Source organism: Rhizobium sp. SRDI943, from assembly GCF_057653695.1.
The window spans coordinates 3,500,001-3,520,266 of sequence record NZ_CM172787.1 but is presented as its reverse complement, the minus strand read 5'-3'; the positions used below and the strand labels follow the sequence as shown (position 1 = coordinate 3,520,266).

Here is a 20,266-nt window from a genome sequence, read left to right as displayed (position 1 = left end):
ATCGATTGTAGGAATTAGGCAGCAGTTCAAATTGTTACATTCGTCAATGTCCATCAGTCCATCGGCGATTCCTCAACCCGGGCCGTCCCGCGCGTGGCATGGATGAAGGCGAACACGAAGCCGATCGCCAGCACAAGCACGATGGTCGGCGCCGGCGCGCTGTCGATGAAGAAGGACAGGTAGACGCCGACAAAGGAACCGATCACGGCAATGGCGACGGAGAGGAGCAGCATCGTGCTGAACTTGCGGGTGAGCAGGAAGGCGATGGCTCCCGGCGCAATCAGCATCGCGATCGAAAGGATGATGCCTACCGCCTGCAAGGCACCGACGATCGTCAGCGAGATGAGGGCGAGAAGGCCGTAATGCAGCAGGTTGATCCTGAGGCCTACCGCTCTCGCCTGGGCGGGGTCGAAGGCGTGCAGCAGGAAGTCCTTCCACTTCACACCAAGAATGACAGCCGTGATCGCGGCAATGACGGCCGACTGCCCGATGTCGCGCCAGGAGACACCGAGCATGTCGCCGAACAGGATGTGGTCGAGATGCACGTCGGACTGGATCTTGACATAAAGGACCAGGCCGAGCCCGAACATGCCGGAGAAAACGATGCCCATCACTGTATCCTGTTTGATACGGCTGTTATCCTTCAGGAAACCGGTAGCGATAGCGCAAAACATGCCGGCCACGAAGGCGCCGACCGCGAAGGGTATGCCGACGATATAGGCGATAACCACGCCGGGAAAGACGGCGTGGCTGATGGCGTCTCCCATCAGAGACCAGCCTTTCAGAACCAGGAAGCAGGACAACAGCGCCATCGGGATTGCGACCAGCACCGAGATCACCAGCGCATTGACCATGAAGCCGAACTGGAAAGGCGAAAGAAGCGTCTCGACCATGTTCATGGCGCTGCCTCCAGCGCCTGCGCGGCGCGTCTACGTGCCGCCAGCATGCCGTGTTTGGGTGCGAAGAAGAACGCGATCAGGAAGATGGCCGTCTGCAGCACGACGATGATGCCGCCTGTCGCGCCGTCGAGGAAGTAACTCGCATAGGCGCCGACGAAACTGGTCATCGACCCGATGATGACCGCGATCACAAGCAGCCGCGGGAAGCGGTCGGTCAGCAGATAGGCGGTCGCGCCGGGCGTCACCACCATGCAGATGACGAGGAATGCACCGACTGTCTGCAGCGCCGCAACGGTGGAGGCAGACAGCAGCGTGAAGAAAATGACCTTGAGAACGGTCGGATTGAGACCGATCGATCGAGCATGGCTCTCGTCGAAGAACGTGACCATCAGGTCCTTCCATTTGACGAGCAGGACAGCCAGCGACACGAAGCCGATGATGGCGAGTTGCAGCGTATCCTCGGGCGTGATGGCGAGAATGTTGCCGAGCACGATCGTCTGGATGTTGACCGCCATAGGCTGGAGCGAAACCATGAACAGGCCCAGCCCGAAGAACGAGGAGAAGATCAGGCCGATGATGGCATCTTCCTTCAACTTGGTGCGCTGGTTGAGGAAAAGCATCGCTGCGGCAGCGAGCCCTCCGGAAAAGAAGGCTCCGATCGAAAAGGGAAGTCCGAGCATATAGGCGCCGGCAACGCCGGGAACGATCGCGTGCGAGAGCGCGTCGCCGATCAGCGACCAGCCTTTAAGCATCAGATAACAGGAGAGGAAAGCGCAGACGCCGCCGACAAGGGCGGACACCCACATGGCATTGAGCATGTATTCATAGGTGAAGGGCTGCAGGAGGTCGGCTATCATTCCCGGCCCCCATTGCCACTATCGGACCTCCGGGCGGTCGCTTTGCCACCCTGCATGATCAGGGGGCGCTCATCATCGGTTATGACGCCGATCGACGTTGGCCTGCCGCTCTGCGCTTCGCTGAACACGAAATGACGCAGCACGCCGCCAAAGGTCTTTTCCAGATTTTCCTGCGTAAAAGTCTCGACGGTCGGGCCGTAGGCAAGCACCGTGCCCTTGATCAGAATGGTCCGGTCGCAGAACTCCGGCACGGAGCCGAGATTGTGGGTGGAGACCAGCATGACCCGGCCTTCATCCCGCAGTTCGCGCAGGAGCTTGGTGATCTGGTCCTCGGTCTTTACGTCGACGCCGGTAAAGGGTTCATCGAGCAGAATGACCCGGCCGTCCTGTGCCAGGGCTCGCGCCAAGAAGACCCGCTTCCGCTGGCCGCCGGAGAGCTCGCCGATCTGGCGCTTGCGGAACTCGCTCATGGCGACGCGGGCGAGCGCGGAGGCCACTGCCTCGTGGTCCGCGGCCTTCGGGATGCGCATCATGCCCATGTGGCCGTAGCGCCCCATCATCACGACATCCTCGACCAGCACCGGGAAATTCCAGTCGACTTCTTCCGATTGCGGCACATAGGCGACGAGGTTCTTGCGCAGCGCCTCTTCGACCGGCATGCCAAGCACGCGAATGTGGCCCCTGGCGAGACGCACGAAACCCATGATCGACTTGAAGAGCGTCGACTTGCCGGAACCGTTGACACCGACCAGCGCGGCGATCGTGCCCGTGGGGATCTGGAAACTCGCGTCCCTCAGGGCCGTATGTCCGTTGCGGTAAGTGACGGTCGCATCCTTTACCGTGATCCCCGATCCCGCATCCGAGGATGCGGGACGGACAAGATTGCCAAGCAGCACGGTCATTGCGACAACCCATCGGCAAGACCCTTCGCGACGGTATCGGAGGTCACGCGCAGAAGATCGATATAGGTTGGCACCGGGCCGTCGGCTTCGCTCAGCGAGTCGACATAAAGCACACCGCCATAATGCGCGCCGGTTTCGCGCGCCACCTGCCGGGCTGGTTTATCGGAAACGGTGCTTTCGCTGAAGACGGTTGGAATCTGGTTTTCCTTCACCGCATCGATCACCTTGCGGACCTGCTGGGGCGTGCCCTGCTGGTCGGCGTTGATTGGCCAGAGATAGAGTTCCTTCAGCCCGAAATCGCGTGCGAGATAGGAAAAGGCGCCCTCGCTTGAAACCAGCCAGCGCTTGTCCTCGGGAATTTTTTCGAGGGTGGCGCGGATCGGAGTGATCGTCGCTTCGATCTTCTGCTTGTAGGCCTCGGCGTTGGCCTTGTAGGTCTCCGCATTCGCCGGATCATACTGTGCGAAAGCATCACGGATATTGTCGACGTAGATCAGGGCGTTCTTCGGCGACATCCAGGCGTGGGGATTGGGCTTGCCTTCATAGGGGCCTTCCGAGATGCCCATCGGTTCGATGCCATCGGAGACGACGGCACCGGGGACGTCGTGCAGGTTCTGGAAGAACTTTTCGAACCAGCGCTCCAGATTGAGGCCGTTCCAGAGAATGAGTTGTGCACCTTGTGCCCGCTGGATGTCACCCGGCGTCGGCGCATAGTTGTGGATCTCCGCGCCCGGCTTGGTGATCGATTCCACGATCGCGGCATCACCGGCCACGTTTTTTGCCATGTCGGCAATCACCGTGAAGGTCGTCACCACCTTGAACTTCGAATTGGTTGTCTGTTGGGCAGCGGCGGGAAAGGCAACCAGCACGGCTGCGAATGCCACCCCTATCATTCCGGCCAAAATCGACCGTCTTTCCCTATAGAGCATATATTTCTCCTCTTGCTGCTATTGCGACCGAATTGCAAAAGCTGCGGAAAGTCGAACAAGTTGCGATTCAGAATGATTTGCAAAAAAAGCTTGATGACCCTTGCTTCGACTATTGTGCAATTAAGAATGAATTGCAACAATGATCCGAACTGGAGGCCGAAAAAGATGACAGCAGGCCCCGACGGGCTGGCTGGGGTCAACCTCATGTCGAACAACGCATACCGGGATTTGCCGCAACGGCGCATGGTTCGATCGGTTAGGCGTTTGAGGGGCACACGGCACGCTCTCATGACGGAGCTTGCGGCCCCCGGCCTTTACAAGACCTTCAGCACGGGGTTTTCCAGCACCTTGCCCGTTACCACATCGGCAATCCCCCGATCGGTCTGATGCGGGCCGACATTGCAGGCGAGCGTGGCGCCGAAGCAGGCCTTGAAGACCAGATAGGGCGGCTTCCACGTGACGATCTTTTCCATCGCCTTGCGGATGCCGGCAAAGGCCAGCGCCGTGTCCTTCAGCGATGCATCCGTCACCAGGCCGGAGAGCGGCAGCGGCAGCATCGCCTCGATCCGGCCGTCCTTGGCGACGGCCATGCCGCCGCCGGCTGATATGACGGCGTTGGCGGCGAGCGCCATGTCGCCGGCATTGCCGCCGAAGACGGTGAGGTTGTGGCTGTCATGCGAGACGGTGGTGCAGAAGGCGCCATTCCATTTGCCCCAGCCGGTGAGGAAGCCGACGCGCGGGGCGCTGTCGGCCTTGCCGTGGCGATGGGCGACTGAAATCAGGGCGCTGCCGGCCGGCGGCACGATGAAACCATCCCTGACCTCGGTTTCGGCCTCGCCCCATTGCGTGAAGCGCGGGCGGTCGATGGTGGCGACGCGGACGCGCTCGCCCTGCGCCGGAATGCGGAAATCATTCTCGGTCAGCCGCGGCAGCTTCACCGAATTGACAAGCGGCGCCGTATCAATCTGCTTGACGGCCACCTGCATGCTGCCGTTGCGGGCGACGAGGCGGCCGCATGATATCACCTGCCGCGCCCGGAATTCCGCGAGGTCTTCGAAGAGCACGATATCGGCGCGGCGGCCGGCAGCGAGGAGGCCGAGATCGGAGCGCTTCAGACGTTGTGCAGCGTTGAAGGTCGCGGCACGGATGGCCCATTCCGGCTTCATGCCGTAGCGCACCAGGCGCCTGATGACGTCGTCGAGGCCGCCGCCTTCCTGGAGTTCGTCCGGAAAGACGTCGTCGGTGCAGAGCGTGACGGTCGGAGGCAGGTGGCCGAGACCGTTCAGCACCTCGACGAACTCCTTCAGCAGATGGTCGTGAGAGCCGCGCAGCTCGATCGTCAGGCCGGCGGAAAGTTTGGCGAGGAGATCGGCGCCGGAGGTCAGTTCGTGGTCGGAGGTGATGCCCGAGGCCATGAAGGCGTTGAGATCGGCGCCTTCGAGGCCGCGGGCATGGCCGCAGACGAGCTTGCCGGCGGCTAGCCCGGCATTGACGATGGCAGTCATGCGCGGATCGCCGTCGATGACGCCGCGCATGTTCATGACTTCGGCGACGCCGCCGATGGCGGAGGAGTGCAGCATCTCGGTGATCATGGAGGCATCGAAATCGGCGCCGGCAAGTTCCAGGCCCGGCGCGGAGGGCACGCAGGAGGGCGCGAGCAGGATCATGCGCAGCGGCAGGCTGCGCGCCGCCTCGATCGCCCAGCGCACGCCGTCGAGCCCATGGACGTTGCCGAATTCATGCGGATCCCAGACGATCGTGGTGACGCCGCGTGGCAAGACGGCGTTCGCATATTCGGCGGGTGTCACCATCGAACTTTCGACATGCATGTGCGTGTCGATCAGGCCGGGCGTCAGGATACTGCCCGCCGCATCGATGATCTCGATAGCATCCGTGCGGCTTGCCTGGGCATGGACGCTTGATATCAGCGCGCCGACGAGGCCGATATCGGCTTGTCGGATCAGGCCCGTCACTGCATCGAGCAGCCGTCCGCCGGTGATCAGCATGTCGAAGGGGGCATCGCCGCGCGCAGCAGTGACGGCGCGGGCCCGCAAGGCGGGATCGTTGAGATCGGCGGGTTCTTGACGCGGGATGACGTTCATTTGCGGGCCTCGTTGACCAGGGCAGCGAGAATGATGACACGCGCCATGTCGGCATCGATGTCGGCGGCGAATTGAGCATTGAAGGTCGCATGCGTGGCGCGGGTCTCGACGACGGTGCGGCCACGGGTCAAGGCGCCCTGCAACTCGACATCGATGCGCGCGGGGCGGAAGCTGACGATATCTGGAGCGACGAAGGCGACGGCGGCGCAAGGATCGTAAATTGCCATAGCCGGGCGGCCGCGGCTGGTGCCGATGCGGATATAACCCGAAAACATATCGGCGATCAGCTCGGCATTGGCGCCGCCGGCATTGCGCACCGGCTCGGCGTCTTCGGGCTTGGCCAGTACCTTGCGGCATAGGTCGAGATCGACCATGCGCAGCGGCAGGCCATGGGCGATGATGATCGACAGGGCCTCGGGATCGGCGAGCGCGTTGAACTCGGCGGAGGCCGTATGGTTGCCTGACGTGACACCGCCGCCCATCCAGACGAGTTCGGTGATGCGGGCGGCAAGATCGGGCCGGGCAAGCGCCACGGCGGCGATGTTGGTCAGCGGGCCAAGCGCCAGGATGCGGTGCTCGCCTTGGCGCTCCAGCCAGCGGCAGAGTGCCGCGAAGGCATCGCTTTCGGCAAGGGCGGGAGCCTTGGGCAGGCTCCTACCTAATGTCGGGATGCCGGTTTCGCCGAGGATCGCCTGAGCAGTTTCGAGCTTGCCGAGCACGGGCGTGGCGCGGCCAGTGTGAATGGGGAATTTCCAGCCGAAGGCGCTGGCGGCGCCGGCGGCGTTTATCCTCACCTGCGCCAGCGGCGTATTGCCGAAGACCAGCGATAAGCCGTCGATCTCGAATTCAGACTGTGCCACCACCATAATGGCGGCGATGTCGTCGAAGCCCATGTCCGTGTCGATCCAGACGCCCATGATTTCACCCGAACTGTTTGAGGCTTGCCGCGCCGGCAACCGGCAGATCGAAGGCGAGCGCGGTATCGAGGAGGGGGGCTGCCCAGGCAATGAAAGCTTTTTTCATCTTACATGTTCTCCATCTCTGAAGTCTTTTGTGCCGGTTTCGCAGGCCCGGATGATTGGCGGACGACTAGCTGCATGGCGACGCGTTCGATCTTCGCGGTAACGAGCACGCCCTCCCGGATGCTGCTTGTTCTTATGGTATCCACCAGCGCCGACACCGCAATTTCGGCAATTCTATCCATGTCCATCTGGACCGTCGTCAGCGACGGCGTAACAACAGGCGACCAGATGAGGTCATCGAAGCCGGCGACACTGACGTCAGTGGGAATGTTGATGCCCGCCTGCTGCAACTCCGTCAGCGCCCGCAGCGCCTGCAGGTCGGAGAGGGCTGCGAAGGCGGTGAAACCTTGGCCGACTTTTTCGGCGAGGCCGAGCGGGCAGCCGCTGCCGTTCTCCTGCTCCAACCTGTCGATCCACAGCGTTTCCGAATGCATGCCCGGGCGCATGCCGGAGCGAATGCCGCCGGCACGGTCGTTCTGGACGTTGGATTCCTGATTGTTGCCGATGATGAGGATACGGCGATGGCCGAGGCCTGCGAGATGGCCGGCGATTTCATGGCCGCCCTGCCAATGGTCGGCGGCAACGGTGTTGCCGGGTGTCGAGGGAGTGTCGATGATGGCGACCGGACAGGCGGCGGACGAAATACGGGTGGCGCGGCGGGGAATGATGACCATGCCGTCGACGCCGCGCTCGACCAGCCGGTTGATGGCCTCGGTCTGGGCGGCGACATCACCGCGGGAATCGGCGATCAGCACGCCGTAACCTGCGGCGGAGGCAGCGAATTCGATCGCCTGCGCAATCTTCGGGAACAGCGGATTGGCGATATCGGGCAGCACCAGACCGAGGACGCCGCTGCGGCCGGTCCGTAGCGCCCGCCCGGCCTGGCTCGGGACGTAACCGAGCTCGGCTGCATGCTCACGGATCCTTTCAACCAGTTGGCCGGAAACTCGGCCCTTGCCAGAAAGCGCATTGGAGACCGTGGCGACGGAGACGCCGAGCGACGTTGCTATCCTGCTGAGGTTCGGTCCCGGGCGCGGTGCTGCCATGATTGACGATCATTCTGATTAATCGTTTAATCAAAGTGATAGCTCAGCTTATCCCGCCTGTCGAATCCGAATTCATCTTATGCGCATTATTCTGCTACGGCACGCCTCGGATAAGAAAAAGCCCCGCGAGACGATCGCGAGGCCTTGTACTTCTCAGGTCGATTGAAGCAGCTGTCAGCCCTTGACAGCCACAACCTTCACTGCCGGTGCGGTGGTCTTGCCGCCGGGGGCGAACCCGCCGCCGACTGCGATGTTCAGCGACACGTAGTCCTTGGCCATCTGCTGGACGGCTGCGGCAAGGCTTGCCTGGGCGAGCGAAACCTGGCGCTGGGCGTCTAGAACGTCGAGCAGCGAAGAAGCGCCGTCCTTGTAGGATGCGGTCGAAAGTTCGAGCGTTTCCTGTGTGGTCTTCACCTGGGCTTGAAGCGCCGAAACCGTGCGGGCGTCGCGCCGGACAGCCGAAAGTGCATTCTCGACCTGTTCGATCGCGGTCAGTACCGTCGACTTCCAGTTGAGATAGGCCGCTGCGGCATTGGACTGCGCCGTCTTGACGCCGGCGCGCAGGGTACCGCCATCGAAGATCGGCAGGTTGAGGGTGGGGCCGAAGGACCAGGGCGTCAGGCCGCCATGGATGCCACGCTGGTTGATGTAGGCCGGCGAGATCGAGCCGCTGAGCGAGATGCTCGGATAGAGCTGCGCCTGGGCTACGCCGATCAGTGCGGTTGCAGCTGCGAGGTCGCGTTCCGCCACACGGATGTCGGGACGGTTGCGGATCAGGTCGGCCGGGATGCCGGAGGTAATGCCGCCGCGGAATATCGGCTGGCCATAGCCCTTCAGCAGATCATCGACAAGGGTTGCGGCCGGCAGGCCGAGCAGCGTGGCGATGTGATGGGCCGAAATCCGTATGTTGGTTTCGAGGCCGGGAATTTCGGCGAGCGTCGACTGCACCAGGCCTTCGGCCTGAACGACGTCGAGCCGCGAGGCGGCGCCGGCTTCGAGCTGGAACTTGGTCAGTTCGTAGGTTTCCTGACGGGACTTCAGGTTGGCCTTCGAAAGCGCCAAGCGCTGCTGATAATAGCGAACGTCGATATAGCTCGAGACGAGGTCCTGCACGAGGGTCAGCTTGGCAACGTCTGCCGATGCGTAAGCAGAATCGAGCGAAGCGAGAGCGCTCTCGGTGTTGCGCTTGTAGAGGCCGAAAATATCGAGCAGCCAGGTCAGCTGTGCTTCGCCGCCGCTGGTGTTGCGCGTATCGAACTGCGTGCGCAGCTCGCCCCTCTGGCCGCTGACCGTGTGCGAGGCGCCGACGGTCAGGTTCGGCAGGGCGCCGGCTCCTGCCACGGTGACGTTGGCGGAAGCCGCATTGATGCGTTCGATCGCCTGCTGGACTGACAGGTTCTGGTCGAGGCCGGACTGGACGAGGCCGTCCAGCTTGCGGTCTCTGAAGGCGCTCCACCAGGCCACGGTGGTAACATCGCCATCACTCTTGGTTCCACCCTCTCCGAATTTGGCGGGCAGCGGCATCTCAGGAGGAACATGATCCGGGCCCACAACGCAGCCCGACAACAATAACAATAATGCCGGTGTGGCAAAACGAAGAGATACCATTCATTTCATCCTGTACTCGAGCAAGTCAATTCTTGTCCAAAGCTTCATGCTTCACTATCGGCCGCCGCGCCTCGTTCTACCAAAAACACCATTCCGAAGCAGTCGGGCGCAATGTAGCAACGGGAACTGCATTATCACAGTGCATTTATATCACAGTCCTGCCGCATTTTTGCCGCGTGTGGCAAAGATGCGTCGGATGACGACGAAAAACGACGGCACGAAGAAAATTCCGAGCATTGTCGCCGCCAGCATGCCGCCGAGAACGCCGATGCCGATGGCATTCTGTGCCGCCGAGCCCGCGCCTGTCGCGATCGCCAGCGGCACGACGCCGAGAATGAAGGCAAGCGAGGTCATGATGATCGGCCGCAGGCGCAATCTCGCCGCTTCCAATGTCGCCTCGTAGAGCCCCATGCCGCTTTCCATGCGGTCCTTGGCGAATTCGACGATCAGGATGGCGTTCTTCGCCGCCAGCCCGATAGTGGTCAGCAAGCCGACCTTGAAATAGACGTCGTTCGCCTGGCCGAAGAGGGTTGCCGCCGTCAGCGCCCCGAGGATGCCGACAGGCACCGCCATGATCACCGAGAAGGGGATCGACCAGCTTTCGTAAAGCGCTGCCAGGCAGAGGAAGACGACCAGTACCGAGATCGCGTAGAGCATCGGCGCCTGCGAACCGGACAGCCGCTCCTGATAGGAGATGCCCTGCCAGGCGACCGTATAACCGCCGCCGAGCTGATTGGTCAGTGCTTCCATTTCGTTCATCGCATCGCCGGAAGAAACCCCGGGTGCGGAAGCGCCGTCGAGCGGAATGGCGCTGACGGCGTTGAAGCGGGCAAGCGAGGGCGCGCCCTTCACCCATTCCGTGCGGGTAAAGGCGGAGAAGGGCACCATTTCGCCGTCATTGTTGCGGGCGTACCAGTGGTTGAGGTCGCTCGGCTGCATGCGGAAGGGCGCATCGCCCTCGACGTAGACCGGCTTGATCTCGCCGTTCAGCGTGAAGTCGTTGACGTCACGGCCGGTGAAGATGATCGACAGCATCGAATTGACCGAGGCGATGTCGACGCCCATGGCGCCGATCTTTTCCTGATCGAGCACGATGCGCATCTGCGGCTCGACTTCCTTGTTGCTGCTGCGCAGCGCCACGATCTTGCCTGAGCTATTGCCCATCTGGATCAGCCGCTTGGAGGCGGCCGTCAGGGCGTCATTGCCGTGGCCGCCGGTGTCGACGAGATACATGGAGAAGCCGCTCGACACCCCGAGACCCTGGATCGCCGGCGGCAGCAACGCGAAGACCTGCGCCTCGCGGATCGCAAAGAAATTGCCAAGCGCACGGTTGACGACTGACTGGGCGCTCAGCGTCGGATCGGTGCGCAGCGAGAAATCCTTGAGTTTGGTGAAGACGATGGCGCTGTTCTGGCCGGAACCGCTGAAGCCGAAGCCGAGCGCGCCGAACACGGAATCGACGGCGTCCTTCTCGTTTTCACGATAGTATTTCTCGACCTTTTCGACGACTGCCTGGGTCTGCTGCGTGGTCGAGCCCGGCGGCGTGGTGACGATGGTCAGCAGCACGCCCTGGTCTTCCTGCGGCAGGAAGGAGCTCGGCAGGCGGGTGAAGAGATAGGCGCAGCCGGCGCCGACCAGAAGGAAGACCAGCATGACGCGGATCGGACGCTTCAGCAGATAGCCGATGGTGCTGATATAGCCGTTGGTCGAGCGCGTGAAGTTGCGGTTGAACCAGTCGCCGACGCGGTGCTTCCTGTGTTCGCCGACCGGCTTCAGCATCGTGGCGCAAAGTGCGGGCGTCAGCACGAGGGCGACGAGCGCCGACAGCAGCATGGCCGAGACGATGGTGATCGAGAACTGGCGATAGATGATGCCGGTCGAACCGCCGAAGAAGGCCATCGGAATGAAGACGGCGGTGAGGACGAGCGCGATGCCGACGATGGCGCCGGTGATCTCGCCCATCGATTTTTCCGTTGCCTCGAGCGGCGAAAGCTTTTCTTCGGACATGATGCGTTCGACGTTTTCGACGACGACGATGGCATCGTCGACGAGAAGGCCGATCGCCAGCACCATGGCGAACATCGTCAAGGTATTGATCGAATAGCCGGTGACCGCCAGCACCCCGAAGGTGCCGAGCAGCACCACGGGAACCGCAATCGTCGGGATCAGCGTCGCCCGGAGATTCTGCAGGAAGACGAGCAGCACCACGAAGACGAGCACGATCGCCTCGATCAGCGTGTGCACGACCTTCTCGATCGACAGTTCCACGAAGGGCGTGGTGTCGTAGGGATAGGTGATCTCGACACCTGCCGGCAGGCCGCGGCCGATAACCTCGAGCGCGGAGCGCACACGGGCGGCGGTATCGATGGCGTTGGCGCCGATTGCAAGATTGACGGCGAAACCGGTCGACGGCTGGCCGTTGTAGCGCGAACTGCCGCCGTAGCTTTCCTGTCCGATCTCGATGCGCGAGACGTCGCTCAAGCGCACCGTCGCGCCGTCCTTTTCGACCTTCAGGATGATGTGCTCGAAATCGGCGACGGTGGTCAGCTGGCTTTGGGCGGTGATGGTGACGTTGATCTGCTGGCCGGGGATCGTCGGCTGGGCACCGAGCGAACCGACGGAGACCTGGGTGTTCTGCGCCTGGATGGCAGATGTCACGTCGCTCGGCGTCAACTGGTATTTCAGCAGCTTGAACGGATCGAGCCAGACGCGCATGGCATATCCCGAACCGAAGACATTGATGCTGCCGACGCCTTCCAGGCGCTGGATTTGATCCTCGATCGAGGTCGACATGATATTGCCGAGGTCGACGGAGTTGCGCTTACCGTCGGTCGAAACGAGCGAGCCGACGAGAAGGATGCTCGAGGTCGAGCGGGTGACGCTGATGCCGGCATCGATGACGTCGCTTGGAAGCTGCGACTGAACCAGCTGCAGCTTGTTCTGCACCTGCACCTGAGCGATATCGGGGTCGGCGCTCGTCCCGAAGGTGAGCTGGATGCTGGCCGAACCCGTCGATGAGGTCGAGGTCATGTAGGTGAGGTCGTCGAGGCCGGTCATACCGTCCTCGATGATCGTCGTCACCGATTTCTCGACAGTCTCTGCGCTGGCGCCGCGATAGGTGGCGTTGATGCGAACCGTCGTCGGAGCGATGTCGGGATATTGCGAGATCGACAGCGTGAAGATCGCCAGCAGGCCGGCGAGCATGATGGTGATCGCAATGACCCAGGCGAAAATCGGACGTCGGATGAAAAACTTGGCCATCGGTTGTTCCTGTGCGGCTGAGACGGTGACGATGCGGGCCTGCGGCTATTACTTCGCTGCGGGCTTCTGCGCGTCACCGGCCGCGGGCTGCTCGGCAGCCACGACCACGCCGGTGTCGTTGATCTTCATCGGGACCGGCTTCACCGGCATGCCTGAAGTGATCGATTGCAGGCCGCTGACGATCAGCTGATCGCCGTCCTTGATGCCTTCGGTCACGAGCCAGGAATTGTTGGAGGGCGAGCTGTTCTCGAAGGCGCGGGTTTCGACCTTGCCGTCGGCGGAAACGAATTGTGCCGTCAGCCGGCCGTTGGCGTCACGGCTCGTCGCCAGCTGCGGCAGCGCATAACCGGCCTCGGCGCCGAGCTCGACGGTTGCGCGGACATACATGCCGGGCAGCACGATACGGTCAGGATTGGGAAAGAGCACACGAATGATGAAGGTGCCTGTGGTCTCACTGACCACCTGCTTCGACATGTCGAGCTTGCCCTGCTGGTTGTATTCCTTGCCGTTTTCGAGGATCAGGTGGAAGACGACATTGGCTTCGCCCTTGATGTCGCCGGCGGCCATCGCATCGCGCAGCTTCAAGAGGTTGGTGCTCGATTCCGTCAGCGAGATGTAGATCGGATCGAGTTGGCGGATCGTCGTCAGCGCCGTCGTCTGGTTGGCCGAGACGACGTTGCCGACATTGACGGCCGTCTGGTCGATGATGCCATCGAAAGGGGCGACGATCCTGGTGTGGTCGAGGTCGATCTGTGCAGCGGAAAGCGAGGCCTTCGCCGATTCGACTTCGGCCTTGGCCTGGAGCAGCGTCGTCTTGGCCGTTTCGAATTCGATCTGGGTGGCGCCGCTGCCGACGAGGCGCTGGTAGCGGTCGAGATTGCTTTCAGCGCTCGGCACGCTCGCCTGCGCCTTCGAGATCGCCGCCTTGGCCTGCTCGACGGCGGCGATATAGGGTGCATCCTCGATCTGGTAGAGAAGGTCGCCCTTCTTGATCTCGCCGCCGTCCTTGAAGGCGACCTCGCGGATCAGGCCGCTGACCTGAGGCCGGATATCGGCGGTCTGAAATGTCTCGGCGCGGCCGGGCAGGATCGTGGTGATCGGGAAGCTGCCCTTGGTCAGCGTGATGACACCGACGGGGGCAGCCTGCTGCGCCGCGCCTGCACCCGCATTGCCGGCGGGCTTGGAGCCACTGTCGCTGCAGGCGGCGAGAAGGGCTGCGAATGCCAGGGCCGAGGAGATGAGGAGGGCACGCCTTATCATGCTGAATTCCTGTGCGGTGGCAATCGCCGTTCAATCCACGAGTTCGGGCCTGCGGGCTCGGCTTGATCGAGCGCAGGCTTATATAAGCGTCAGGATTGGGTTGGCTTCAAATGCCGTTATCCGAATTTAAGAAAAGCTTTACGAAGTGACGTAATTCAGCAATCATCACTTAGCAAGCGCTATTTTGCAGTGCGGCATGGACGAAACACACGATTTTTTCGGCGCGGTGCACGAGTGTCTCCTTGTCGTCGCGAGCGATCAGGACAGGGTGCAGCACGCAGGCCAGGACGTCTGCAACGGTATGCGCCGCGCTCTCGGGATCGCGGCAATGATAACTTCCCTCCGCCATGCCCTCGCGGATGATCTCGCCGAGCTTTGCCTCGATGCGGGCGCGATAACGATTGCCGGCCTCGAGTTTGGCTTCGATCGTCGAAAGCACCATTTCGAAGATATAAGGGTTCTTCTGGATGTCCTGCAGGTGGCTTTCCAGCAGGCGCAGGATGAAGCGGAGCAGTTGTTCCTTTGGCGGCAGCTTCTCATCGAAGGCGGCGAAGCGCTCGGCGGCATCGTCGAGATGGCGTCCGGCGATCGCATCGACGAGTGCCACCTTCGAACGGAAATGCTTGAAGACATTGGCGGGCGACATGTGGAGCGCGCCGGCGATATCGGCGATCGACACCGCGACGAAGCCGCGCTCACGAAACAGCATCTCCGCCATGGAGAGAATGTCTTCCCGCGTTTCCTCGGCCTTGCGTCTTGGCCTTCTTACCATCTGTTCCCCGCCGGGCTGAGCCCGATACCCCTTTTTGCCAATGCTAGCGCGATTGGGCGAAACGCCGCAAGCCGAGCGGCCCTCGCGTTCGCCTTTTCAGGGAAAATAGCGGGTGAGGTTGGTTCGGACACGGGCAAGCGGCGTCTCGCCGCTATCGTCGGGAACGAAGCGCTCACCGGTGATCGCCTCGTAGGCCTTGATGTAGACGGCCGATGTCTGCTCGATCAGTTCGGCGGGGATTTCCGGGATCTCGTCCTTATAGGGATCGCAGCGCTCCGCCACCCAGGCGCGGACGAAATCCTTGTCGAAACTCTCCGGGCGTTTTCCGGCGGCAAAGCTTGCCGGATAGCTTTCGGCAAGCCAGTAGCGGCTGCTGTCCGGCGTGTGGATCTCGTCGGCGAGGATAATGTTGCCGTCACCATCGGTTCCGAACTCGTATTTGGTATCGACCAGGATCAGCCCGTTGTTCGCCGCCATCTCCTGGCCACGGGCAAAGAGGGCGAGCGCATATGTCGACAGCGTCTGCCATTGTTCATTGGTGAGAAGGCCACGCGTGACGATTTCGGTGGGTGTCAGCGGTTCATCGTGGCCGCCGTCGAATTCCTTGCTGGTCGGCGTGATGACGGGTTCCGGCAGGATCTGGTTGTCGCGCATACCGTCGGGCAGACGCATGCCGTACATCTCGCGTTCGCCCTTTTTATAAAGCGTCAGGATCGAGGTGCCGGTGGTGCCGGCGAGATAACCGCGCACGACGATCTCGACCGGCAGGATGTCGAGCCGCTTGCCGATGACGACATTCGGATCGGGATAGTCGATAACGTGGTTCGGGCAGATGTCCTTCGTCGCCTCGAACCAGTAGCGCGCCGTCTGCGTCAGTACCTCGCCCTTATAGGGGATGCAGGTGAGGATGCGGTCGAAAGCGCTCAGCCGGTCGGTGCTGATAATAATGCGTCGTCCGTCCGGAAGATCGTAATTCTCGCGCACCTTGCCGCGATAATAGTTCGGCAATTCCGGGAAATGGGCTTCGGAAAGAATTCGCACGGTGCTCGACTGTCCTTAATTATTGGGTGAAGACTTCCTGCTCTAGTTTCATTGCTGGGGAAGTCAAGCCGATCGGGTATCGCGTCACAGCCAGAACAGACCGGTAAGAAGCAGGGCGAGGCCGTAACTTGTGACGGCAAGCGGCCAGCCGGCACGTAGGAAATCGCCGAAGCGGTAACCGCCGATGCCCATTGCCAGCGTGTTGTTGTGATGGCCGAAGGGCGTCAGGAAATCGAGCGACGCGCCGGCGGCGACCGCGATCAGATAGGCGTCCGGCGCATGCCTGGCGGCTCTTGCGAATTCCAGTGCGATCGGGGTCAGGACGATTGCGACTGTCGCGTTGTTGACAAAAGGCGTCAATGCCATGGCCAGGAAAAGGATGAGGGCGATGCCGAAGAGCGGATGGGTGATCGGCACGACGAGGCTGAGCCAGCCGGCAATGGTTTCGGCCGCCCCGGTGGTCGCCACCGCCTGGCCGATCGGGATCATCGCCGCCAGCATGATGATGATCGGCCAGTTGAGATCGGCCATCGCCTGACGGATGTTGAGGTGATTGAGCAGAGCGAGCACGAGCACGACGCCGGCAAAAGCGACGTCGGGACGTAGGCCGGCCGCCGAGGCGGCGACGCCGCAGGCAAAGAGCGCGAAGGGCCGCCAGGATAGGAGCGCCGGTTCGCTCGGTGCCGTCGAGGCGAGCGGCAGGCACTCGCTTTCCTCTAACGCTTCGTCGATTGCAATGCGCGGCCCCTCCAGCGTCAAAATATCACCGATCGACAATTGCAGGTCGAGGAAGCGGCCCTCGATGCGTGGCGCGCGCATGGAAAGGGCGGTGACCGCGATGCCGCGATGGTGGAAGACTTCGAGCGAGCCGACGCGCGAACCGACCAACGTGCTCTCCGGCATCACGACGGCTTCGACACGGGTGAAATCCGGCTGCAGGCCATGCGGATGGGCATCGGCGATCAGCACCTGCGTGGCGGCAAGGCCGGCAAAGACTGTATCGGCGCCTTCGGCAAGCAGCACGTCGCCGGGTTCGATCATCGACTGGTCGAGCGGACCGAAGACGAAACTGTCGCCGCGGATCAGCGCGTGCGGCTTGATGCCGAAACGCACCGGGCAATCGGAAAGCCGCACACCGATCAGCGGCGAGACGTCAGGGATGCGACGCTCGACGACGATGCTGCGCGCGGCCGGAGAGATTTTTGCCGGTGTTTCGTCGGGTTCCGGAAACAGGCGCTGCACGCGAAAGGCGATGAGCAGAATGCCGGCGATGGCGATCGGCAGGCCGACATAGGCGAAATCGAAGAAGTGAAAGCCGGTTCCGGTCGCCTTGGCGAGCGCATCGCTGACGAGCAGGTTGGCCGGCGTGCCGATCAGCGAAACGAGGCCGCCGAGCAGGGCCGCGAACGAGACCGGCATGACGAGCTGGCGGCGGGGGATCGTCAGGACCGTGCCGAGACGTAGCGCGACCGGTAAGGTGATCGCAAAGGCGCCGATATTGTTCATGAAGATGGACATGAAGCCGGCGAGCGAGGACGTGCCTGATATGACCTTGAAGTCCGAGGGTCTTGCGGCCGCGAAACGGGCGGCGAGACTGTCGAAGAGCCTGGCGCGCGCCAGCACCTGGACGATCAGCAGGATCTCGACGACGGTGATGACGACGGGACTGGCGAAGCCCGTGAAGATCTGCTCGGCGGGATAAAGGCCGAGCGCATAGCCGCCAAGTAAGCCGGCGATCGAGACCACCTCGATGCGGATGCGATCGAGCGAGAAGAGAATGAGCATCGCCAGCAGAAGGATCAGCAGGGATGCTTGCTCGAACGACATGGGCAGATCCGTTGTTTCATCGATCAGGCGGGACTGTAATCGTTCCTCATGCGCTGTACAGAGGCGCCTTCAGGCAAAGATTGAACAATCCTCATATCTCGCGTCAGGCTGGTGGTGCCTGCCACCGGCCTCTGGCGTTCCGCTCCAGAATGGGGGTTGCGAAGACGCCGATGGTGCGAGCGCTCCATTGCGGCCCGGCGGCTGCGAGGCTTTCGCGCCAGCGCTCCGATTGCAGCATGGCGGCACCAATGACGACGGGTTCGATGCCGCAGCCTGTCAGTAGATGAAGACCGGCGGCGATCGAGGCGCCGCTGGAAATGACGTCATCGATGAGTGCGACGCGTCGTCCCTGTAGCAGCGGCAGCATGCGCGGATCGATATAGAGGCGTTTCTGCTGTGTCGGCGTGGTGATCGAAGACAGGGCGACGGAGAGCTCGTCGCGATACCAGAATTTACGCGAGGTGCCGAGCGGAACGTAGCGGCCATGGCCGAGCTTCTGCGCCACGGCGGCGGCCAGCGTCAGGCCGAGCGTCGGCAGGCCGGCGACGACGTCGATGCGCATGGGCCTGATCTTTTCGGCAAGGCTTTCGGCCAGTGCATCGAGCACGGCGAAGCTCGCCTGGTTGACGATCAGCGAGGCGAGGGCGCGGTCGCCATCCGCCAGCTCACGGATCGGCAGGCGAAGCTGGCGGCCGTCTTCGAGCGTGGCGACATAGAAGGAGGTGAATTCACCATTGCCGGCAAAGGTGCCGGGCGGGTGAAGCTCCTGCCAGAAATCATGCGGCGCCATCTCCGTCACAGCGGTCAATTGCGTCTCGTCCTCTCCATGCCTGTTTTCCGGCGCAGTGCCTGCAATTCCGGTTCGGTCAGCGCACGCACGGCGCCTTTCGGCAATTCGCCGAGTTCGAGCCCGCCGATTGCGACGCGCACGAGGCGCAGGCATTCGGTTCCGAGCGCCTCCAGCATGCGGCGGATCTGGCGGTTGCGGCCCTCGTCGAGCTCGACCTCGATCCATGAATTCCTGTCGCCCTGGCGCAGGCGCCGCGCGGCGGTCGCCGTCAGCAGCTCGCCGTCGTGGCGGATGCCCGCTGTTATCGCGGCAATGTCCTCGTCGTCCATGATGCGGTCGATCTGGACATGATAGGTCTTCGTCACATGCGTGACCGGATCGAGCAGGATCTGGGCGAATTCGGTGTCGTTGGTGAAAAGCAGCAGGCCCTCGCTCGCCTTGTCGAGCCGGCCGACCGGAGAGAGATGCGGGATGTCGAAATCCCTGAGGCAATCATAGACCGTCGGCCTGCCTTCCGGATCGTGGCGGGTGGTGACGAGACCGCGGGGCTTGTTGAGCATCAGATAGATTTTCGCTTCGGCAGCGATGACAAGGCCGTCGATGCTGATGCTTGCCGTGGCAAGATCGACCCATGCGGAGGCATCGCTGACGGTTCGGCCGTCAACCGCAACACGATTTTCGGCGATCAGGCGTTCGGCCTGCGTGCGGGAGCAATAACCGAGCTTGGAAAGGGCACGGGGAAGGGTGACCCGTTTGGCCGCGGCGTTATCGGCGGGCTTTGTCCGTTCACGCGTCTTGTGCGGTGGGCGCCGCTCCCTCATCTGCCATCCTTATCCTGCTTTTGATGCCGTTTTTTTGGCATGAACGACAGAAGGATGCCAGCTGCGTGAATAAAAAACGAGGGGAATAACAGGCGCTGCAAAAAGGGCTCAGCGCTTTGGATAAAGCGCCGTCGCGGCTTTGTTAGGGTGGCGCTGCCTCAGCGGCAGACCATGAAGCCGGCCAGTTCCTTGCGGCTGACGACGATACCGGCGGCGGCCTTGACCGGGTCCGGATGTGTGTAGGACAGACTAGGCATTTCCGGCAGATCGAGTGCCTGGCGCATATTCATAATGCCGACCGCATAGCGGCCATCGGCGCTGTCGACACTGACTTCGATAATGCAGTTGGCCCTCTTGTTTTCCATGGTAGTCCTCCCTTCGTTTTTTATGTTCCCATAGCTGGCATTAAAAATTGGTTTTTCTAAGACATAAGCATTTACGCACCCTGCCGAAAAACGGATCGGCGGGTGCGCAAAAGACTGGTTTATGGGTGGATATGGCGTGTTCAGCGCCACCAATGGCGAGGCTGCGGCTGCGGACTGCCGGAAAGCAGGTATCCGGCAAGGAAGCCAATGGCGCCTGCAAGCACCAGGGCAGTGGTCGTTGCAGTCGGATGCTCGCGGGCAGCGTCGGCGGCAGCCACACCTTCGGCCCGGATCTGGGCGACGGCGTTCTTTGCTCGGGGCAGGGCTTCGTCATAGACCTTGCCGGCGCGGCCACGCACTTCGTAATAGGCTTCAGCGCCCTGAGCGGAAATCATCTTCTGCAGGCGCGAGACTTCCTGTTGGAGTGCGGCGATGTCCTTGCTGACAGATGCTCTGATATCATCGGTATTGGCAGCCATGTCGGTCTCCTTCCTTCAATGGGAAAGACAACACCCAACTCGGTGATAGGTTCCGAAATCTCAGCCGCTGATTTGTGACGCAAATTTAAAGCTTGCCGGTCGGAGGCGCTTTAATCCTCCGTTAACCATAATTTCGCGCAAGATCCTGTTTTCTTATGATCTTTCGGGGGTCGAGAACGACTTGCCGATGGATTTTTGACCAACTGATAAAGGAATTTTCGGGAATGCGTCCCGAAAGGGCGCCCTGTGGATAATATCGACCGGCAAAAATGCCAGCCGAATCAA

Annotated in this window: 17 protein-coding genes; all 17 read right to left on the bottom strand. The window is 61.9% G+C overall.

What is annotated here, in order from left to right:
* Positions 1-53: 53 nt before the first annotated feature.
* The 17 genes from AC245Y_RS17930 to AC245Y_RS17850 all read right to left on the bottom strand — a co-directional run bounded on the left by AC245Y_RS17930 (position 54) and on the right by AC245Y_RS17850 (position 19,981).
* The gene (locus tag AC245Y_RS17930; RefSeq protein ID WP_017995054.1) at positions 54-899 is read right to left on the bottom strand and encodes a metal ABC transporter permease; all 846 of its coding nucleotides are present in this window, start codon (positions 897-899) and stop codon (positions 54-56) included.
* Complete coding sequence (sitC, locus tag AC245Y_RS17925; protein WP_017995053.1) at positions 896-1,756, bottom strand: iron/manganese ABC transporter permease subunit SitC; 861 nt, start codon at positions 1,754-1,756, stop codon at positions 896-898. Before sitC ends, AC245Y_RS17930 begins: the two co-directional genes overlap by 4 nt.
* Entirely contained in the window at positions 1,753-2,658 is a 906-nt protein-coding gene (locus tag AC245Y_RS17920; protein ID WP_003542638.1) for a manganese/iron ABC transporter ATP-binding protein, read from the bottom strand. The genes sitC and AC245Y_RS17920 overlap by 4 nt, the downstream gene beginning before the upstream one ends.
* A complete protein-coding gene (locus AC245Y_RS17915) occupies positions 2,655-3,587 on the bottom strand; it encodes a metal ABC transporter substrate-binding protein (protein ID WP_017995052.1) in 933 nt (310 codons plus the stop codon). Before AC245Y_RS17915 ends, AC245Y_RS17920 begins: the two co-directional genes overlap by 4 nt.
* A gap of 314 nt (positions 3,588-3,901) precedes the next feature.
* The gene (locus AC245Y_RS17910; RefSeq protein ID WP_017995051.1) at positions 3,902-5,689 is read right to left on the bottom strand and encodes an adenine deaminase; all 1,788 of its coding nucleotides are present in this window, start codon (positions 5,687-5,689) and stop codon (positions 3,902-3,904) included.
* Positions 5,686-6,606, bottom strand: a complete 921-nt coding sequence (locus tag AC245Y_RS17905; protein WP_026157463.1) for a nucleoside hydrolase — start codon at positions 6,604-6,606, stop codon at positions 5,686-5,688. The genes AC245Y_RS17910 and AC245Y_RS17905 overlap by 4 nt, the downstream gene beginning before the upstream one ends.
* Before the next feature lie 107 nt (positions 6,607-6,713).
* The gene (locus AC245Y_RS17900) at positions 6,714-7,757 is read right to left on the bottom strand and encodes a LacI family DNA-binding transcriptional regulator (protein ID WP_017995049.1); all 1,044 of its coding nucleotides are present in this window, start codon (positions 7,755-7,757) and stop codon (positions 6,714-6,716) included.
* Between the two features lie 174 nt (positions 7,758-7,931).
* Positions 7,932-9,365 carry an efflux transporter outer membrane subunit gene (locus tag AC245Y_RS17895; protein ID WP_017995048.1) on the bottom strand — a complete coding sequence of 478 codons (1,434 nt, stop codon included), beginning with the start codon at positions 9,363-9,365 and terminating at the stop codon, positions 7,932-7,934.
* Positions 9,366-9,515: 150 nt separating this feature from the next.
* On the bottom strand, positions 9,516-12,626 hold the full coding sequence (locus tag AC245Y_RS17890; protein ID WP_017995047.1) for an efflux RND transporter permease subunit: 3,111 nt from the start codon (positions 12,624-12,626) through the stop codon (positions 9,516-9,518).
* Between the two features lie 48 nt (positions 12,627-12,674).
* Entirely contained in the window at positions 12,675-13,886 is a 1,212-nt protein-coding gene (locus tag AC245Y_RS17885) for an efflux RND transporter periplasmic adaptor subunit (protein WP_017995046.1), read from the bottom strand.
* Between the two features lie 169 nt (positions 13,887-14,055).
* On the bottom strand, positions 14,056-14,658 hold the full coding sequence (locus AC245Y_RS17880) for a TetR/AcrR family transcriptional regulator (RefSeq protein WP_012758802.1): 603 nt from the start codon (positions 14,656-14,658) through the stop codon (positions 14,056-14,058).
* A gap of 96 nt (positions 14,659-14,754) precedes the next feature.
* On the bottom strand, positions 14,755-15,699 hold the full coding sequence (locus tag AC245Y_RS17875) for a phosphoribosylaminoimidazolesuccinocarboxamide synthase (RefSeq protein ID WP_017995045.1): 945 nt from the start codon (positions 15,697-15,699) through the stop codon (positions 14,755-14,757).
* Positions 15,700-15,783: 84 nt separating this feature from the next.
* Positions 15,784-17,526 (bottom strand): SLC13 family permease, encoded by a 1,743-nt coding sequence (locus tag AC245Y_RS17870; RefSeq protein WP_017995044.1) that lies wholly within the window; start codon positions 17,524-17,526, stop codon positions 15,784-15,786.
* 103 nt (positions 17,527-17,629) lie between these two features.
* Positions 17,630-18,316 (bottom strand): phosphoribosyltransferase, encoded by a 687-nt coding sequence (locus tag AC245Y_RS17865; protein ID WP_020487025.1) that lies wholly within the window; start codon positions 18,314-18,316, stop codon positions 17,630-17,632.
* 14 nt (positions 18,317-18,330) lie between these two features.
* Positions 18,331-19,137, bottom strand: coding sequence for a pseudouridine synthase (locus AC245Y_RS17860; RefSeq protein ID WP_017995042.1), 807 nt, complete (start codon positions 19,135-19,137; stop codon positions 18,331-18,333).
* 158 nt (positions 19,138-19,295) lie between these two features.
* The gene (locus tag AC245Y_RS17855; RefSeq protein ID WP_012758797.1) at positions 19,296-19,502 is read right to left on the bottom strand and encodes a hypothetical protein; all 207 of its coding nucleotides are present in this window, start codon (positions 19,500-19,502) and stop codon (positions 19,296-19,298) included.
* 140 nt (positions 19,503-19,642) lie between these two features.
* A complete protein-coding gene (locus AC245Y_RS17850) occupies positions 19,643-19,981 on the bottom strand; it encodes a hypothetical protein (RefSeq protein WP_011653302.1) in 339 nt (112 codons plus the stop codon).
* Positions 19,982-20,266: the final 285 nt, after the last annotated feature.

What these genes read in the sequence shown, in the direction of transcription:
- AC245Y_RS17930 (WP_017995054.1), bottom strand. Translation starts at nt 899, where the DNA reads ATGAACATGGTCGAGACGCTTCTTTCGCCTTTCCAGTTCGGCTTCATG.
- AC245Y_RS17895 (WP_017995048.1), bottom strand. Translation starts at nt 9,365, where the DNA reads ATGGTATCTCTTCGTTTTGCCACACCGGCATTATTGTTATTGTTGTCG.
- AC245Y_RS17880 (WP_012758802.1), bottom strand. Translation starts at nt 14,658, where the DNA reads ATGGTAAGAAGGCCAAGACGCAAGGCCGAGGAAACGCGGGAAGACATT.
- AC245Y_RS17915 (WP_017995052.1), bottom strand. Translation starts at nt 3,587, where the DNA reads ATGCTCTATAGGGAAAGACGGTCGATTTTGGCCGGAATGATAGGGGTG.
- AC245Y_RS17870 (WP_017995044.1), bottom strand. Translation starts at nt 17,526, where the DNA reads ATGTCGTTCGAGCAAGCATCCCTGCTGATCCTTCTGCTGGCGATGCTC.
- AC245Y_RS17920 (WP_003542638.1), bottom strand. Translation starts at nt 2,658, where the DNA reads ATGACCGTGCTGCTTGGCAATCTTGTCCGTCCCGCATCCTCGGATGCG.
- AC245Y_RS17885 (WP_017995046.1), bottom strand. Translation starts at nt 13,886, where the DNA reads ATGATAAGGCGTGCCCTCCTCATCTCCTCGGCCCTGGCATTCGCAGCC.
- AC245Y_RS17905 (WP_026157463.1), bottom strand. Translation starts at nt 6,606, where the DNA reads ATGGGCGTCTGGATCGACACGGACATGGGCTTCGACGACATCGCCGCC.
- AC245Y_RS17910 (WP_017995051.1), bottom strand. Translation starts at nt 5,689, where the DNA reads ATGAACGTCATCCCGCGTCAAGAACCCGCCGATCTCAACGATCCCGCC.
- AC245Y_RS17890 (WP_017995047.1), bottom strand. Translation starts at nt 12,626, where the DNA reads ATGGCCAAGTTTTTCATCCGACGTCCGATTTTCGCCTGGGTCATTGCG.
- AC245Y_RS17860 (WP_017995042.1), bottom strand. Translation starts at nt 19,137, where the DNA reads ATGAGGGAGCGGCGCCCACCGCACAAGACGCGTGAACGGACAAAGCCC.
- AC245Y_RS17865 (WP_020487025.1), bottom strand. Translation starts at nt 18,316, where the DNA reads ATGGCGCCGCATGATTTCTGGCAGGAGCTTCACCCGCCCGGCACCTTT.
- AC245Y_RS17855 (WP_012758797.1), bottom strand. Translation starts at nt 19,502, where the DNA reads ATGGAAAACAAGAGGGCCAACTGCATTATCGAAGTCAGTGTCGACAGC.
- AC245Y_RS17900 (WP_017995049.1), bottom strand. Translation starts at nt 7,757, where the DNA reads ATGGCAGCACCGCGCCCGGGACCGAACCTCAGCAGGATAGCAACGTCG.
- sitC (WP_017995053.1), bottom strand. Translation starts at nt 1,756, where the DNA reads ATGATAGCCGACCTCCTGCAGCCCTTCACCTATGAATACATGCTCAAT.
- AC245Y_RS17850 (WP_011653302.1), bottom strand. Translation starts at nt 19,981, where the DNA reads ATGGCTGCCAATACCGATGATATCAGAGCATCTGTCAGCAAGGACATC.